Source organism: Luteibacter yeojuensis (assembly GCF_011742875.1).
GTDB lineage: Bacteria > Pseudomonadota > Gammaproteobacteria > Xanthomonadales > Rhodanobacteraceae > Luteibacter > Luteibacter yeojuensis.
The window spans coordinates 2,857,164-2,874,652 of the sequence record NZ_JAAQTL010000001.1; the positions used below are offsets into that span (position 1 = coordinate 2,857,164).

Genomic DNA, 17,489 nt, shown 5'->3' on the forward strand with positions numbered 1-17,489 from the left:
GCGACCTTCCGGCAGATGGCTCAGGCGGCACCGACGACTGCGGCTGCGCTGCCTCGGCAGGTGCTGTGGCGGGAGAGACGGCATCCAGTCCGTGCGCGACCGCCTCCGCCGGCCGGGCGGTCGTCGCCCCACATTGCTTGCAGAATCGCGCACCAGCTTGAAGCGGCGATTGACAGGCCGTGCATGTCGGATCGAGTGCGCCAGGAGGTGTTATTGACGCGCCGCAACCGCGACAAAATTTGCTCGCGACGTCGTGGGGCCGTCCGCAATCCGGACAGTTCATGGTGCTTCTCCTGCACGTGTCGAGAAAATGACTAGCGACGAAAAAACGGCGCCATGGGATGGAGGGATGGGGCGACCCCATGCGCCATGGAAGGCGTACGGTCCTCGTCGATGCCGCTGCTGCGGCTTCGTCCTGTCGTCCATGTCGGTTCCCTGTAGATCACAAAAAGCAAACGGCTCGCCGTATGCTTACAAATCTCCACGGGCGCGTGCAAGCTGCACCGTCGCCGACCGACCGATACATGCCAGGGATCGCCACGATGTCATACGAATACAACGCCGAAAGTCAGCGAATGGATTTCCCGAACCCCTCCTACGTGGAGAACTGGTTCCTCATGGCGACGACGATTGTGCTTATCGCGGGCGGCATAAGCCTGCTGGTGGTCAGCCGTGGCGCCATGAGCCATGGGCACGGCATGCAAAGCATGCTGCCGTTGTTGCTCGGCGTGGGCCTCCTGGTGACAGGGCTTCGTTACGGTCGCCGCCTGCTCATGCAGTTGCGCTTTTTCTTCGGCCGCGGTCTTCCCGTCGGCCTCGCCCCGGAACTTACGGGCGATGCAAACGGCAGGAGCGTGCAGGCCGACGAACTCAAGGAAATGTTGCGACAGAACGCCATCACATATCCGGAGCCCATAGGCCCCTTGAACGGTCTTCTCTACGCGTGGATCCGCGACCTCATTTTCGCGCCACGCCCTGTGCAGTACATCGCGCAACGCCAGTTCCAGACTGGCATCGTCATCATCGTGACGCTGCTGTCCTTCCTGGTCGCGTGGCTCGGTTTTTCCGACCGCCAGGCCGCGGCCTGGATGGGACTGTTCTATTTCATCTTCAGCGTGGTGCTCCTGCTGCTGCCCATCGAAACCGGTGCGACGGGGCGTGCGAACGTGGGCATGCGCGGGCTCGTCACGCTGGTGCTGGTAGCGGTTTTCGCACCGGTCCTTCTCCCGCTGGTCTCGCACTCGCTCCCCGATATCGGCTGGCTGTCGCTCGAAGTGCAGACGCTCTTCCTGCTGCTGGCATCGCTGGGAAGCGTTGGCCTGTACTTCCGGGCGCTGATGAACCAGATGACCGGCGCGCCGAACACGAATATGGCGCGCGAGCAGACCAGCCTCTCCATGAACTGCCATCCCAAGCAGTTGATGGACGAACTTGATCGGACGCTACAGGACGAGTGGGTCGAACGGATTCCAAACCGCCGTTACGTGCGCGTGCTGCCCGTGGTTAGCGGCGGTGCCGGCGCATTCAGCGCGGAACTCGTCGAGGAAACCCAGCCGATGCCCGCCGTCGAACAGCGCCGGCTGAATGTCGCCACCGCGTTCGCCTTGGCACGCTTTCGCTGGATCGCGTGGCTGGACGTGGCTGGCGTCGCACTGATCGCGCTAGCCACCCTCTGGTTGGTGATCTTCGGGGTGCGACTCGATCCGACCATCATCGAGCCGCGCCTGTTTTCGCTGATGACGCTCGGTCTGGCCATGCTCACCCTTGGCAGCTATTGCCTGAATGCCGGGCGCGTCCTCTGGCAGCGCTTCGACTTCACGTCACGAATCGTATGGATCGAAATGCAGGGCAACTACCAGGCGGCCCGGATGGATTTCGGCAACACGTTCACGGATCGGGTGAAGACCGAGAAGCAGATCATCAACATCGAGACGATGACACTGCGCGTCTGGGCGGCCGAGCTCGACACCGTGATCTTCGGCAAGGGCGCCACGCGCATCGTCACCGGGCTGCGCGGCACCCCCGACTTCGCGCGCCGCATGACCGGGCACTTGACCGACTTTGCGGGCGAGCAGAGCGTGTTCGTCGCGCCGACCTCCCAGGCGGACCTGCAAAAGAGCGCAGTCCTTGGCGCGCTGAATCGCACGGGCGGCGCGGCGCCCGAGACGAGTCCGGCCGCGGTCGCCTTCGCGGCGGCCGCCAATGTCTGTCCATCCTGCAGCACGTCTATCGACAGGTCCGACAGGTTCTGCGGCGGATGCGGCACCGCGCTTCAACCGGCATGAGCGCGCCGTTGAATCCGTCGTCACATATCGTCTGATTACACTCGCCGACAGGACCCCCCGCCCAGAGGCCTCATGACTACCCCCAACGCCCCGTCCGGAGACACCGCCGAGCTTTCGTGGCTGGATGGCGGTGGCGAAGCTGGCGCGCTCATACGCGCGTTCGATTGGACGACGACGGGCCTCGGCCCTGTCGACAGGTGGCCGCAGAGCCTGCGCACCGTCACCGGCATGCTGCTGCTCTCGCCGGTGCCCATCGTGCTGCTCTGGGGCGAGAAGGGCATCATGATCTACAACGATGCCTACTCGGTGTTCGCGGGCAGCCGCCACCCGGCCCTGCTCGGTTCGGAGGTGCGCAAGGGGTGGGCCGAGGTCGCCGACTTCAACGACAACGTGATGCGCGTCGGGCTCGCGGGCGGTACCCTGGCGTACAAAGACCAGCAACTCACCCTCGTCCGCCACGGGAAGCCCGAGCCGGTCTGGATGGACCTCGACTACTCGCCGGTGCTGGACGAGACCGGCAAGCCGGGCGGCGTGATCGCCATCGTGGTGGAGACCACCGAGCGTGTCCTCGCCGAGGCCGAGGTGCGCGAGAGCGAGCGGCGCTTCCGCGAAGAACTGGAAGCGAAGGTGGCCGAGCGCACCGAGGCCCTGCGGCGTAGCGAGGAGAATATCCGCAAGGCCGAGATGGCGCTCATGCAGGTGCAGAAGATGGAAGCGCTGGGCAACCTCACCGGCGGCATCGCGCACGACTTCAACAACCTGCTGATGGCCGTGCAGGGCAGCCTCGAACTGTTGCGCGAACGCATGCCGCAGGAGCCGCTCCTGCTGCGCCTGCTCGATAACGCGATGGCCGGCGCGCAGCGCGGCAGCACGCTCACGCGGCGCATGCTCGCCTATGCGCGGCGCCAGGAGCTCAAGACCGAGCGCGTCGACATGCGCAACCTCGTCGAAGGCATGAAGGAACTGATGCAGCGCTCGCTCGGCGGCACCATCGTGGTGGAGACACGCTTCGCGCTGGGCCTGCCACCCGTGGAGGCGGACGCCAACCAGCTGGAAGCCGCGCTGCTCAACCTCGCCGTGAACGCCCGCGACGCCATGGACGGTGCCGGCACCATCGTCATCTCGACCAGCGAGCGGTGGATACAGGATGCGGAAGGCGTCGTGCCGCCTGGACATTACGTCCGGCTGTCGCTGTCCGATTCCGGTGCCGGCATGGACGAGGACACGCTGAACCGTGCGATCGAGCCCTTCTTCACCACGAAGGGCGTCGGCAAGGGTACCGGCCTCGGGTTGTCGATGGTGCACGGCCTCGCCGAACAGCTGGGCGGTGCGCTGGTGCTGCGCAGCAGGAAGGACGAGGGAACCACCGCGGAAATCTGGCTTCCGGCCGCCCCGCACGCGGAGGAAACCATGCCGCCGGCGGTGCGTTCGGCACAGGCATTCAGCCGCGTCTCGTCCTCGCGCGCCTTGCGGATCCTTGCCGTCGACGACGACGAGCTCGTGCGCGCCACGACGGTCGAGATGCTGGAAGACCTGGGATATGCCGTCATCGCCGCGCGCTCCGCCGCGGAAGCCCTGAGCATGATCGACGATGCCGTCGACCTCGTCATCACGGACCACGCCATGCCGCAGATGACGGGCGCGCAGCTCGCGGTGGAATTGCGCCAGCGCTATCCCGACCTGCCGGTCGTCCTCGCGACCGGCTATGCCGAGATGCCGGCCGGCCAGTCGCCCGAGCTGCCGCGGTTGGCGAAACCGTATTCGCAGGCATCGCTGGCGCGGATGGTGGTGCAGGTGATGCCAGGCGGCTGATCCAGGAAGCGCGCGCACCTTCCAGGTTCTGGCCGAACGAATAGCGCGTCGGCAAAGCCAACGGACGTCTGGCCTCAGGCACCTTCAGCCCGAGCACCCATAGAAGCGCGGTTGCCACCTTAGAATCTCATCGGGAAGAAAAATCATCAGTAATACATCGATGATTGCGATAAGGACCACGCAACGGCAGGCAATACGAAGTCCGTTGACTCGATCTCCCGCAGAAGCAGGTACATCGGAAAACACAAGACGAAATCCCAGCCTTATGCGCTGCAAATTTATGTATGGAGGAGCTTCTTCGATATATTTATCTTGATACGCGACCATTATCACTGCGATTTCCGCAGCGACAGTCAGAGCGGCCGCCAGGCAAAACAACAACCAGAAACGCAGCGTCTTACTCAGAGGGTCCAGCTGACAAATTTCACACGTCCCCGGGGCCGATCCATCCGAAAAGGCGATGTATAGGGCACTGAGGTAGCCCATCGACCCCAAAATAACGCGCATCGCAAGGACCACGCGCAATATGCGTAGCATCATCGTCGGAGCAGGATGGACGCCAAGCATGACAAGACCGGCATATCTCTGCCGCGCCATCGGATGATCGTAGGATCGTTGCATTGCGGGCGACACTCTATTCAACAAAGCCGCAAAGACCATCCAGAGCACCTGAGTGATGATTCCGAGACAGACCAGGAAGAAAAAATATACAGTTATCGTCACAACATACGCCTCGACGTCCCCCCGCCTTCAGTAGCGGCCCGGCTTAGAGTCCGGGATTACTGTTGTTATTTGAGCCGTAAGAGCCTCGGATCTCCAACATCTGATAGGCCTTCCCGTCTCCGCCAAGATGATTCGTCATTACGCCCGGCCGTTACAAAAGACATCGACCGGCGATGACTATCGAAAGTACCCCGTTGAGATAGCAATGAAGATTGTGACAATAAGCGTCAGTCCGATAACTCCTGACGCCCTTGCCGTGCAGACTAGAGACCAATGCTGTGCTCTAAACCCAGCCTCCATGGACTTCCTCCAGAAGACCGCCTTTATGAGTCGAAGCTGACCACTTGGATCGAACAAACTTACACTTTTATCGCCTGCCTTCTGCATGCGCGACGCAATTAGGCCCATTGAAGCGAGATAAACGACTACAGAGACAAAACATAACAATCCAGATGTAATCATGAGCATTTTCATTCGTTATTTTCCTTGAGGTCGACACCGACAGCGTACAAGCTGATCGACGTACCGGCTCCGACACCGACGTCGATGCCCGCTGAAAAGTAATATGGTGGTACATATTCGATAGTAACCCCGCCCCCTATGAGGGAATAGGCTGCGAGGTCTAGTCCGATGCCCATTCGGACATTCGATGGTGCCATCCCGCCGTTTCCATCGTAAGCAACCCTAATCAAGGACGTTTCGGCCGATGCACGCAGACCCAGTGCTGGGGTGACAATGCTAACGTTGCTATCCGCATTGACAACACCTTTAGTTGCTTTGATTCCTCCCCCTAAAGCTGCCGTGCTTGACGCTGTAAGCGTTGGTTTTCCGGCCACGAGCCCATCCAGACGGAAGTTGTTCTGTGGTAGTTCGAGATTTGTCATCATCGAAGCCATGGATGCCACGTTCATTTCTCGGTCGTACCTACTTTTCGCCACCTCCGCGCTACCGAAAACCTGCCGCCCATCCGGATCGACATACCGATGCGGGTTGTTCCGCCCATACGCATAACGATTGAAGTCGGCCAACTGTCCGGGCGCACCCATCACCGGATCGACTGAGAGAAAGCGGCCGATATGGGTGTCGTAATAGCGGGCCTGCATGTACACCAGGCCGTTGATGTTTTCTTCGTGCAGGTGGCCTGCGTAACCGATGTGGCCTCGCTGGGCAAGGCCCAGCATTCCCTCGCCGAACGGTGTATAGGTCTGGAGCTTCTTCGACGCTCCCTCGGCATCGGTCGCGTCCAGCGCCGTACCCTGCTCGTCGGTGAGGTAATACGTGACGACTTCCTCGTCGGCGCGCGCGGGGCCGTGCATGAACAAGCCGAGCAGGAGGATGAGCAGAATGACCCAGCCTCGGCGATCCATATATGCCAGGCCTGGGTTGACCGCGTAGAGGCGGCGCCGGATGTCGCGACGTTCGGCACGCGCCCGCAGGTATCCACGGATGACTTTGGTGACCAAGCGCCCGGACAATCCTGCCGCCAGCTTTCGTTGCTGGGCGAGTACGCGTAGACCCAACGGCGCTCGTCCATGCCGGCGCCCCAATAGCGCCTCGAGACCAGGGCCATGCTCCACCAGGCATTAGGCTGGAATGCGAACGTGCCCGGTGCATCGGGCAGCGGGTTGATGCTGGGCGCGGCCCAGCATGTCCGGTATAGCCCCGAGCGGCCGCGCCGCACAGGCGTCACGGTGAATTCCGCGGAGAGGCGCGAAGGGTGCACCATGCTGCCCGTGTACACGGTGCCCGCGTTGTCGGCGTTCGCCAGACGGTTGCAGGTTCCCGAGCCGGAGATGGCGATGCGGGCGTCGCTGGAAAACGATGCGAGGTTGAATTGCCAGCTCGCGCCGTCCGGCAAGGTAATGCCCGCCAGCGTCGCCCCGCGGGGCAACGGGGCGTACTGGTAACGCCAGGTGCGGGCCAGGGCATTCCCCGGCATCACCGTGACGGCGGCGATGCGCGATGTCCCCGCCTCGTACCCGATGGCAACATGGCGGCCGTCGCTGGCTGTGATGTCGGTCACCAGATCGCCGTTGTAGTGGTACTGGATCCAGTTGCCGAAGCGGTCTTCCACCCGCGTCGGCAACATTCGGCCTTCGCGACGTTGGAGGACATCGGTTTGTGGCGCGTGCCGTGTGCCCCCCGTTCCCAAGGGACGCTCGATGTTCGGCATCCAGCGATACGCCAGATGGTCGAGCCTGTAACGGGTGCCGTCCGGGGCAATGGCGAGGAAGGCCTGCACGGAGGCATCGTTTGACGCCTGGGCAAGGCAACCTACCGCCCAGTTTCCGCGCGTCACGATCGGATAGAGCAACCCGCCGTAAGTGGGCGCCGCCGGATTGCCGGGTACGCGGCGCAGCAGGTCCTGGTCGCCCTCGCCCGGCATATGCAGCTGGTGGCCGGACCACCATGCGGCGACTTCCCAGCCGTGACGCATGGGGTCGCCCGGTGGCGAGCGAACGAGCGGCGGCGGCCCGAACGACGAGCAGATCGCACCCGGCTGGGCCCCATCCACGGCCCAACCACGCACGTTCTGTTGGTTCGCGGTGCTGGTCGTGATCGAGGGAAGATCGAGTTCCCAATCCCCGAAGGCCCGGCCGATCAAATCCAGGCGCGTGCCGCGTTCGTTGAAGGCGAAGCGGCGGGCCACCTCGATAGTGGGGCCGTTACCGGGCAGGCTGATATCCACCTGACGGAATGCGAGCGCGCCCGAGTAGAGGGCGATTTCCTCGCCGAAGGCATTTTCACCCAACGGCGCAAGCCCGGTCTCGACGCGCAGGTACTTCCGGTACTCCTCCTCCGGCGTCGCGTTCTGCGCTTCTGCTGCGCTCGCGCACAGGAAAGCGGCAAAACCCCGGCAAGCGGCGCGAAGCGGATCGCGCCGACGACGAATCGTCAGTGACATATTGTCTCCCTGATGAAGGCGTAAACCGGGAACGGACCCGGCACACCATGGCGTCCTAGGCGCTAACCACGGATCGATCGAGTAAGGGTGGATGGAAGTCGCTGTAAGCGAAGCGCGCGCACTCGCGCCTGCGTCCCTGATCGCAGCATCGGCATGACCTTCTTCGATGAGTCTTCGACGGGGACGACGCCGAAGATTGGATGCACGGCCTGTCGGCCATGTACACCGACAGATGTGGGTGTGTGTCGGAAGTTAGTGAATCGCCATTTCTCCTGTCAACCCGCCGACGCATCGGGATCGACCTGTAGGACACCATGGCGCTCTTTGTGACTTTCAACTCTCGATAGAGACATCCTCGTTCCTCCTAAGGTGCGGCACGCCGTCGTGAAGACGGCGTACCGCGATGGAACAGCCAAAAAACGACGGCTCGCGGTTCCACCGGCAGCCCGTGGCCGAGCGCCGGATCGTTCGGTATCGGAAGTGGGTGGCAGGCCTGGTCAGCCCCGCTCGACCGCCCAGCCGGCTACGCACCGGGTTGCACGACCAAGAAAAGTCGGAGAAGACAAACGGCGCTGCCGTTCGTCAGCCGACCTTATCGGGGGGGATAGACGACCCGGTAACCGGTGAGGGTGTCGCCGGTGGGGAACCGGCGGGCGGGCGAGTGCCGTAGAATGGTCATAGCGTCAATCAACTTTGGGGTTGGTTGGTCGTTAGCGGGTTGGGGGTGCTCGAACACCCTCAGCCCGCGCTCTTCACCGCATCGAAGCGATGGTTGCCTGCGTGGCGTTTTGCGACTGGAACGCAGGCAACGAAGACAGGCTACCGCGTCGATCAGCCCTTGTCTCTAGGTGCGCGCGTTTTTCAGATTCTTCGTGTGTAGTATCCTTCCCACGCCGTCTTCTCTCCGGATCATTCCTTCGATGCGCCAGTAATGCCTTCGCCCGCTCGCGGGCAAACGTCGATCTTCCTCCGCACGGGGAAGCACATGGCATGGCTGGAAACACGCATGACGAAGACCTTCCTGACGCTCGACCGCGTCACCTGTGTCCTGCCGGACGGCCGGACCCTCTTTTCCGATCTCTCCGAAACCTTCAACGAGCGCCGCACAGGGCTCGTCGGGCGCAATGGCGTAGGCAAGAGCGTGCTCGCGCGCATCCTTGCCGGCACCGACGAGCCGACGGCGGGTCGTTGCGTTCGTAACGGCACGGTGCATTACCTTGCGCAACGCGTTGCCGACGACGGGGACCTGTCCGTCGCCGCGCTTGCCGGCGTGGGCGACATCGTCGCCGCCCTCGATCGCATCGAGGCCGGCAGCAGCGATCCGCGCGACTTCGACATCGTCGGCGATCGCTGGACCCTCCGCGAGCGCCTGCGCGACGCCCTGGAGGCGGAAGGGCTCGCGCACGTCGATCCGGCTGGCGGTGCGGCCACGCTGAGCGGCGGCGAAGCCATGCGTGTCGCACTGCTCGGCGCGCGGTTGTATGGCGCCGGTTACCTTATCCTCGACGAGCCGACCAATCACCTCGATGCCGGCGGACGCGACGCGCTGCGGCAGTGGCTGCACGCATGGCCCGGCGGGCTGCTTGTCATAAGCCACGATCGCGAACTGCTGGCGGCGATGGAGCGCATCGTCGAACTGACGCCGGCCGGCCTGCGCATCTATGGAGGAAACTATGGCTTCTACGAGGCGGCGCGCCGCGAGGAGCGCGAAGCGGCACAGCGCGCGCTCGATGCGAGCCGGATCGAGCGGAAGCGTGGAGAACTGGCGCTACGAGAACAACAGGAGCGCCAGGTGCGCCGGCAGGCACGCGGCCGGCGCGAGGCGGGCGACGCGAACCTGCCGCGGATCATGCTCGGCGGACGGAAGCATCGGAGCGAGACGACGACAGGGAAGCTGAGCCGGCGGCACGACGCCGCGCGCGAACGCCTTGCGGAAAAGGTGACGGATGCCGCGCGGCGCGTGGACGGCGAGGTACCGCCGGCACTGCTCGTCCCCGAGGCCGGGCGCGTCACCGGCCGGAGGGTCGCGCTCCTCGAGGACGTGACGCTTCCCTACGTCCGTGACGGCGCGCGTACCGTCGACCTCATTCTCCGGGGAGGCCAGCGCGTCGGCGTCACGGGACCGAACGGCTGCGGGAAATCGACGCTGCTGCGCGTCCTGGCAGGCCGTGCGGCGCCGTTGTCGGGACGCGCGAGCCTGCCCGCGCGGACGGCCTGGCTGGACCAGCGCCTTTCGACGCTGGACCCCGCGCGTCCGCTGATCGCGCAGATGCGCGAATCCGCACCGGCCGCGGGTGACGATGCGATTCGCCTGCGCCTCGCCTTGTTGGGACTGGATGCGGACAAGGTAACGATGCCCGCGGGGAACCTGAGCGGCGGCGAGCGCCTGAAGGCCGCGCTGTCCCACGCCCTGGTTGCCGAGCCGCCACCGCAGCTGCTCCTGCTGGACGAACCCGGCAACCACCTGGACATCGCATCGCTCGACGCCTTGGAAACCATGCTGCTGCAATACGAAGGCACCCTCGTCGTCGTCTCGCACGATGCGGTGTTCCTCGATCGCCTCGACCTCACCGACCGTCTTTCGCCAACGGCGGAGGGTTGGCGGATGCAGCCATGGTGAGGCGCATGCGCACCGCGTCAACGATCTGCTTTCCGATGGAGCGAGGATCGCCGGTGACGATCTGGATAGGAAGGACTTGGGTACGGGCCATCGCGGGCACCGCCTGTACTAGTTCGATTAGTGCAGAAACGATGCGGATGACCCCAATAGGCCAGAAGCCATGCAGCGCTATCGCTGCATGGCTCGGCCCTTCAGCACTTCAGCCATTTCGCCGTCGCCCGCCTACGGCTTTTTTGGTATACCCGCCCTTGCGACGACGTACTTGCGCGGCGCGGAAACCAGCTCGGGAACTCGCGAGGGCAACCGGAATGAGATGTCAACGGTCTGACCTGCAAGGTGCGCAACGTTCTCGTAGCGGAACCCATGAATCACCTCCAGGCCCGGGTTATCCGGGACGATCGCGCTTTCCCTGAGAGGGAGGCCGCTCTCCGATTCGATGATGAACGCCACCGGTTCATGGGGATGGAAGTCCCCATACCGCGCGTGAACGGATAGACCGTTCTCGAACACGAAATAAGGAATAATTCCCTCGTCTTCCTCCGCACCATCGACGGTGGGTGCCACCATGTCCTGCCGGGCACGTCGTGCAAGAGACTTCAGCGCGCTGCTTATCGACTCGAGAATGGCGAGCAGCGTCTCGTCCTTGAACTTCACGCGAAGCGTGATGGCATGGTCAGAGCATTCATTCTTAGACACGATACGTCCTCCGTGAGATTGACTCCAATACGCGGAAGCCATCGTGCCGAAGGTCGCGCGTTCGCCACGGCGAATGCCTTCCATGCGGGCACGGCGCCGTGCCGGCGGCCACCGCGCCTTCTTAGTAGAACCCCCATCGAACCGAGTCAACCGCCGGCGCCCTGAACAACTCCAATGAAAATAGCTGGTTAGCGGCACTCGTCCGGAAAGACTTACAGATAGACAATGACGCCCCGCCGCGGCCGTCCTTCAGTCGCTTTTTGCCGTCTCTGCCGTCTGCGGCAGCCGATAGCGCTGCTTGCCATAAGCCCAGCTCGGCCACAGCGCGTGCGCCAGCACCACTTTTTCCAGTTGCGGGTCCACGGCTTCCGGGGTGAGCTTTTCGCCGTCCACCGCATAGCGGTACTGCGCGGGCGGCTGGTTCGGGCGCAACACGACGAGCGTGTCGTTGCGCAGGTAACCGTAGTTGTCGCCGTACTGCATGATGGCGCGATCCGGGTAATGCTGCGTGAGGTCCGCACCGAGCATCGGATGTTCGCTGCTGATGCCGATCAACGACAGCAGCGTCGGCGCGAGGTCCACCTGGCTGACGATGTGGTCGTCCTTCTTCACCGGCACGCCCGCACCGAGGATCAATGCGGGGATGTGGAAGTGACGCACCGGCACGAGGCTGGCACCGAACACGCGCGCGTCGTGATCGGCCACGATGAGGAACACCGTGTGGTCCCAGTAGGGCGACTGCCTCGCCTTGGCGAAGAACTGCCCGATCGACCAATCGGCGTAGCGCACCGCGTTCGCGTTGCTTGCCGGATCGCCTTCGGCCTGGATGCGGCCGGCAGGATATTCCCACGGCGTATGGTTGGAGACGGAGAACGCGACGGTCAGCGTCGGCTTGTCGCCGTCGTCGAGCAGGCGCTGGTGCAGCTCCTTGAACATGTCCTCGTCGGATGCACCCCACGATCCGACGAACGTCGGCTTCGTCTTGAAGGTGGCGCGATCCACCACTTCGTCGAAACCGTTGCCGAAGAAGAACGAGCGCATGTTGTCGAAATGCGCCTCGCCGCCGTAGAGGAAGCGGGTGTGGTAACCGAAGGTATCGAGCAGTGCACCGAGCGTGAAGAAATCGCGCTGGCTGCGCGGCAGTTTCAGCACCGCCTCGGCCGGCGTGGGCAGGAAACCGGTGGTGACCGCTTCCAGGCCGCGCGCGCTGCGCGTGCCGGTCGCGTAGGTACGGGTCAGCCACCACCCCTCGTTCGACAGCTTGTCGAGTTCGGGCGTGTAGCCGGCACCGCCGAGGCTGCCGACGAACTGGGCGCCGAGGCTTTCCTCGAGGATGATGACGAGGTTGAGCGGCTTTGCGCCCTGGCGTGTCGCCTGCTGGCGATGAAGGCTGGGATACGTCGGGTCCAGCGGCGCGCCGTCGAAACCCGCCGTGCGCCGCACGATGGCCTGCATTTCGTTTTCCGGCATCTTGCCGTAGACGGCCGACGCCGAGCGTTCGTTACCGAGCGCGATGGCCGCGTTGAGCACGTTGTACAGCGAGTTGAGCGGCAGCGTGTTCACCATCGCGTCGTTGGTGAACGCGACCTGCGCGGCATTCAATGGGCGATGCTGCAAGGTGCCGCGTCCGGCGAGGAAGAGCACGACGAAGGCCAGCACCGTCGCGACCGGGCGCATCCAGCCGCGGACGGGCACCGGATCGGGCCGGCGCGTGGGCAAGAGGCGGAACCCGATCCAGCCGATGACCGCGAGCACGACGAGCGCGCCGGCGACGACCAGTTTGTAACCATGCCAGAGCATCGCCAGCACTTCGTTCGGGCTGGTGAGGTACTCGAAGTACAGGCGGTTCGGGCGCGTGTCGTATTCGATGATGAACTGCGGCGTGGACACTTCCAGCAGCACGAACGCCAGCCACCAGAAGCGCAGCCACCAGGCGGCTATGCGTGTGGGCCATGCGCGGTGCCCCAGCCAGGGCGACAGCAGGGCCGGCCACGCCGCGATCATGGCGACCAGCGAGAGGTCGATGCGCCAGCCGCCGAGGAGGATAGGCCACAATCCGCCCGCGTCGTGGACACGCGTCCACTGCCAGAGCGACAGGCCGAGGCGGGACAGGGTCAGGAAGACGAGGGCGGCAACGATGAAACGCCAGGTAAGCTTGCGCACGTGGTGGGTTCCGGAACGGGGCGCGGCGGCCGCCACGCATGGATGAGCATGTTACAGGGCCATGACTTTACACTGGCCGCCTTTTTGACAACTTACCGGGGCCTTTCGGCCGCCGCGCGAGGATCGACGATGTTCAGACTGGCCGAGGCCACCCCGATCGCCACCGGGCACGTCCGGGAGGTATACCAGCACCCGGACGATGCCGACCTGCTGATCAAGGTGATCGCCACCGGGTCCATCGAAGAGCGCTGGAACAAGGCGCCCTGGTACCGGCGCATGGCGCGCAGCGGCCCTTACAAGGATTTCGTCCGCGAGTTCCGCGAATACGTCACCGGCATCTACGTGGGCGGTTACGCCACGTCGCCCATCGCCCGCGTGGTGGGGCTCGAGATGACCGATATCGGCCTGGGCCAGATCGTGGAGAAGGTTCGCGCGCCGGACGGCCGGCTGGCGCCGACGCTGCACGACTGGGTGAAGGCCGAGGGATTTACCGCGAAGACGCAGGCCGAACTGGACGAGTTCTACGCGCGGCTGCTCTCGCACAACACCATCGCCGCCGACCTGCATGCCTGGAACGTGGTCTACGGCGAGGATTCGCGCGGCGGCCCGCGCCTCGTCATGATCGACGGTTTCGGCGAGAAGAACATCATTCCGCACTGCTCGATGAACCGCGCGCACAACGCGTCGCGTACCAGGAAGAAGTACGAGCGGATGCTGCGGCGGACAAAAGCCGAAGCGCCGACGGCTCCCTAGGGAGCCGCGAAGCGGGAACTCAGCGCGTCGACGCGGGAACACACCCCTGCCTGGAGGCGTCCGCCGGCAGGAGCGCGAAGCGCACGCGGTTCGCCACGCCGAGCCTCATCACCTTGTCGGTGACGACACAGTCATCGAACGCTTCCTCGTTCACCAGCAGCCAGCGGTGGGCGGGGTCGGCCTGCTGCCATGCGCGGGCGTCATGCAGCTGTGCCGCCGCGTCGCGGGCGAAACCGAACTCGGCCACCGGGCGGCGTGCCTGGTACATCTGTTCCTCCCGCCAGAGGACGAGGCCCAGCTGGCCATCGGGCCCGATCGCGATATCCGCCTTTTCCATCAGGCCACGCGCCGACTGGTTGTCGTTGAGCATGGGATAGGTGCCCACGGGCCAGATGATCCAGCCGAGCGCCATGCCACCGAGCAGCGCGGCCACGCCGCGGCGCGGGCGGAAGGCCAGCGCGGAAACCAGGAAGCCGACGCCCACGGCGATCACGCACCACCACAGTGGCTGGCCGTGGCCTGCCATCTCGTAGCCTTCGGCGATACGCTGCGCCGCCTTCGGCGCCTTGGCCAGTGCCCAGGCGCCCGCACCGCCGAACACCGTGGCGCAGGCGATGGCGATCCAGAACGCCGCCGCCTGGAGCCAGCGCGCCTTCAGCAGGCCGGCGACGTATGGCGCCATCGCCAGCGCCAGCATGGGCAGGGCCGGCAGGATGTAGATCGCGCGCTTGCCGCTGGGAATGGAGAAGAACGCCAGCACGAGCACGCACCACATCAGCGGCATCCACACGCGCGGATCGCGCATGCGCAGCGCCTCGCGCCAGCCCGGCACGACGAACGGGATCAGCAGCCAGGTGGGTATCCACAGGCGCAGGATCACCAGCAGGAAGAACCAGGGCTTTTCCTCGTGCTGCCACGAGTTCGCGTAACGCTCGGCGGTCTGGCGGAACAGGATGTCATGCACGTAGGCCATGAATTCCGGGGTCCGGAGGCCATACGCGGTCGCCAGCATCGGCACCAGCCAGAGCGCGATGGCGAGGAGGAAGGCCAGCGCACCACCCGCCCAGCGCCAGCCGTCGCCGCGGGTGACGGTGACGCCCGGCCATTGCCGCGCGCGCATCGCGACGTAAGGCAGCAGCATCAGCAGGGCGATCACGCCCACGCCCTTGGTGATGACGCCGAGGCCGGCCGCGAAGCAACCCAGCCAGTACAGACGCCAGTTCGGCCCGCGCAGGCAATGCAGCAGGATGCCGGCGTTGCCGAGCGTGATCCAGAACAGGTTGAGGGGGTCGATCTGGGCGTGCTTGATCACGTCGACGAACTGCATCGTCGCCAGCACCAGGGTCGCGGCGACGAGCCCCACCCGCCCGTTCCACAGGCGGCGGCCAAGGTGCCACACCAGCGCCAGCGTGCCGAGGCCGGAAAACAGCGAGGTGAGCAGGAAGGCGCCGCGCCAGCCACCGGTGATCCACATCCAGAACGCTTCCGTCCACATCAGCATGGGCGGCTTGTCGGAGTAGAGCTCCATGCCGCGGTGCGGGAACAGCCATTGGCCGGATTCGAGCATCTGCCGCGCGACCAGGGCGAACCGCGGCTCGTCCGGTGGCCACGGGTCGCGCATGCCGATGCCGGCCGCCAGCACCGCCAGGGCGATCAGCATGAACCAGCCGAACTCGCGGCGAAGGGATCGATCGTCGGTGGAGAGCATGTGTCGGGTCTGGCAAGGCGGTCGACCGCATCGTAGCGGATGACCCCGGCGCTTGCCCTACCGTTGCCTTAGGACACCTGCGCCGTTTTCGCCATCCGGCCATTTCAATTTTCCGGCGCTGGGACGTCTAGGGGTTTCGCCGGTGCGGAAATCGGCGCTCGTCCCTGCCCGTACGGGCGCCGATTTCCCACCGTGCGACCTATAGTTACCGTCCCAATGAGCGCTGTCAGGCTAACCATGGATCCATCCGAGACGGGCGCCCCCTCCGGCGGCGCGCGGGCGGCTCAGGTGGTCGCCCTGTTCCGCGAACACAACGCGGCCCTGGTCGCCTTCCTTCGCGCGCGTCTGAATTCCCATGCCGATGCGCAGGAGGTGGCCCAGGAGGTTTACCTCAAACTGCTCTCCCTCGGCGAGGACACGACGATCGATTCGCCCCGCGCCTTCCTGTTCCGGGCCGCGTCCAACCTGGCCGTGGATCGCCTGCGCATGCGCAACGTGCGGGCCGCGGCCCCGCCGGACCCGGACGACGACAACTGGCACGTCACCCCGATCCCGGAACAGCACGCCTCGGCACACGAGCAGTGGCGGGACCTGCGCCAGGCCCTCGACGAACTGCCGGCGAAAACGAGCCGTGCCTTCGTCATGCACGTGATCGATGGCCGCGACTTCGCCGCCATCGCCCGTGAGATGAATCTCAGCGAGCGCATGGTGCGCTACCACGTCGGCAACGCCCTCGCACATTGCCGCCAACGTCGCGACCGCGCGGAGACCCCCCGATGACCACGACCTTCCCCCTCGAACGGCAGATCGAGCACACCGCCGCCGACTGGTGGGCCCGCCTGCGCGATCCCGGCCTGCCCGAACCCGCCCTCCTCCAGTGGAGCGAGTGGCTGGAAGCCGATCCGCGCCACGCCGACGCCTTCGAGCGCGCATCCGCGCTGGCCGAGGCCGCCGCGGCCATGGACACCGCCAGCCGCCGCGACTTCGTCAACCGTTTCGCTCCCCGGCGCATCGTCCGTCGCGTGCCGCCACGATTCGCCCTGGCACTGGCCGCCGGCGTGGCCCTGGTCGTACTCGGTGCGGGACTGTTCCTGGCCGTGCGCCCGGGTTCGTCCGGTGCGCCCAGGCAGTACGTGAGCGAGCGCGCCGGGCATCGCGACATCGATCTGCCGGACGGCTCCCGTATCGAACTGGGCGGCGCCACTTCGGTGACCGCGCGCTACGGCCGCGACGAGCGCACGATCGACCTGGAGGCAGGCGAGGCCTTCTTCCGGGTCGCCCACGCGCCGCGTCCGTTCATCGTGAACGCGGGCCCGTTGCGGATCCGCGATCTCGGCACCGCTTTCAACGTGCGCCGCACGGGCGACCGCGTGACCGTGGCGGTCACCGAAGGCCGGGTACGCGTGTCACCGCTGGCGGCCCAGGGCGACGCGGCGACCGTCGAGCTCGGGGCCGGGCGCGAAGTCTCGTTCGACCCCGAGACGCAGGCCATGCGCATCCTCGACGTGGATCCGGCCACGGCCACGGCCTGGCGCGGCCATCGGCTGGAATTCGTCAACGAGCCGCTGTCCTCGGTGGTGGAAAACGTGAACCGCTACAGCAGCCGGCCGCTCCGCCTCGCCGACCCCGCCCTGGGTCGGCTGACGTTTACCGGTACGGTCCAGGTCGATACCATCGACAGCTGGGTAGCCGCGCTGCCTCGGGTCTTCCCGTTGCGCGTCGACACCTACCCCGACCGGCTGGAGCTCACACGCCAGACGACCACGGCGCGGGGTACCCGACCGCGCTGAACAAAAAATCCAACTGGGGCCGCAGGTCTTGCAG

At 65.1% G+C, this 17,489-nt stretch carries 13 protein-coding genes and 1 pseudogene; 8 read left to right on the top strand and 6 right to left on the bottom strand.

Annotation, left to right across the window (positions count from 1 at the left end):
- Positions 1-139: 139 nt before the first annotated feature.
- Positions 140-364 (bottom strand): annotated as a pseudogene (locus tag HBF32_RS19730) (double zinc ribbon domain-containing protein); the annotation flags it as partial.
- Between HBF32_RS19730 and HBF32_RS13035 the strand changes: the two are divergent.
- Together HBF32_RS13035 and HBF32_RS13040 are read left to right on the top strand one after the other, a co-directional pair.
- Positions 363-2,285, top strand: a complete 1,923-nt coding sequence (locus HBF32_RS13035; RefSeq protein ID WP_205287738.1) for a zinc ribbon domain-containing protein — start codon at positions 363-365, stop codon at positions 2,283-2,285. The pseudogene HBF32_RS19730 and the gene HBF32_RS13035 overlap by 2 nt on opposite strands.
- A gap of 72 nt (positions 2,286-2,357) precedes the next feature.
- Positions 2,358-4,097, top strand: a complete 1,740-nt coding sequence (locus HBF32_RS13040) for an ATP-binding protein (protein ID WP_166700027.1) — start codon at positions 2,358-2,360, stop codon at positions 4,095-4,097.
- 84 nt (positions 4,098-4,181) lie between these two features.
- Here HBF32_RS13040 and HBF32_RS13045 read toward each other — a convergent pair whose 3' ends face one another.
- Both HBF32_RS13045 and HBF32_RS13050 read right to left on the bottom strand, forming a co-directional pair.
- On the bottom strand, positions 4,182-4,766 hold the full coding sequence (locus tag HBF32_RS13045) for a hypothetical protein (protein ID WP_166700028.1): 585 nt from the start codon (positions 4,764-4,766) through the stop codon (positions 4,182-4,184).
- 524 nt (positions 4,767-5,290) lie between these two features.
- Positions 5,291-6,187, bottom strand: a complete 897-nt coding sequence (locus tag HBF32_RS13050) for an RHS repeat-associated core domain-containing protein (protein ID WP_166700552.1) — start codon at positions 6,185-6,187, stop codon at positions 5,291-5,293.
- A 201-nt stretch (positions 6,188-6,388) separates the two neighbouring features.
- On the opposite strand from HBF32_RS13050, the gene HBF32_RS19770 reads away from it, so the two are divergent.
- The 3 genes from HBF32_RS19770 (at position 6,389) to HBF32_RS13065 (ending at position 10,345) form a co-directional block, all read left to right on the top strand.
- Positions 6,389-6,727, top strand: coding sequence for a hypothetical protein (locus HBF32_RS19770; RefSeq protein WP_166700029.1), 339 nt, complete (start codon positions 6,389-6,391; stop codon positions 6,725-6,727).
- 629 nt (positions 6,728-7,356) lie between these two features.
- Positions 7,357-7,722 carry a hypothetical protein gene (locus tag HBF32_RS19775; RefSeq protein ID WP_166700030.1) on the top strand — a complete coding sequence of 122 codons (366 nt, stop codon included), beginning with the start codon at positions 7,357-7,359 and terminating at the stop codon, positions 7,720-7,722.
- A gap of 1,009 nt (positions 7,723-8,731) precedes the next feature.
- Entirely contained in the window at positions 8,732-10,345 is a 1,614-nt protein-coding gene (locus HBF32_RS13065; protein ID WP_166700031.1) for an ABC-F family ATP-binding cassette domain-containing protein, read from the top strand.
- 222 nt (positions 10,346-10,567) lie between these two features.
- Here the strand turns inward: HBF32_RS13065 and HBF32_RS13070 are convergent, their stop codons facing one another.
- Both HBF32_RS13070 and HBF32_RS13075 read right to left on the bottom strand, forming a co-directional pair.
- Positions 10,568-11,125, bottom strand: a complete 558-nt coding sequence (locus HBF32_RS13070; protein WP_166700032.1) for a hypothetical protein — start codon at positions 11,123-11,125, stop codon at positions 10,568-10,570.
- 165 nt (positions 11,126-11,290) lie between these two features.
- Positions 11,291-13,204, bottom strand: coding sequence for a sulfatase-like hydrolase/transferase (locus tag HBF32_RS13075; protein ID WP_166700033.1), 1,914 nt, complete (start codon positions 13,202-13,204; stop codon positions 11,291-11,293).
- A gap of 129 nt (positions 13,205-13,333) precedes the next feature.
- On the opposite strand from HBF32_RS13075, the gene HBF32_RS13080 reads away from it, so the two are divergent.
- Positions 13,334-13,957, top strand: coding sequence for a YrbL family protein (locus tag HBF32_RS13080; protein ID WP_166700034.1), 624 nt, complete (start codon positions 13,334-13,336; stop codon positions 13,955-13,957).
- 19 nt (positions 13,958-13,976) lie between these two features.
- Here the strand turns inward: HBF32_RS13080 and HBF32_RS13085 are convergent, their stop codons facing one another.
- Positions 13,977-15,665 carry an ArnT family glycosyltransferase gene (locus HBF32_RS13085; protein ID WP_166700035.1) on the bottom strand — a complete coding sequence of 563 codons (1,689 nt, stop codon included), beginning with the start codon at positions 15,663-15,665 and terminating at the stop codon, positions 13,977-13,979.
- A gap of 237 nt (positions 15,666-15,902) precedes the next feature.
- Between HBF32_RS13085 and HBF32_RS13090 the strand changes: the two genes are divergently transcribed.
- Both HBF32_RS13090 and HBF32_RS13095 read left to right on the top strand, forming a co-directional pair.
- Entirely contained in the window at positions 15,903-16,445 is a 543-nt protein-coding gene (locus HBF32_RS13090; protein WP_166700036.1) for an RNA polymerase sigma factor, read from the top strand.
- Entirely contained in the window at positions 16,442-17,455 is a 1,014-nt protein-coding gene (locus HBF32_RS13095) for a FecR family protein (protein WP_166700037.1), read from the top strand. The genes HBF32_RS13090 and HBF32_RS13095 overlap by 4 nt, the downstream gene beginning before the upstream one ends.
- Positions 17,456-17,489 lie beyond the last annotated feature (34 nt).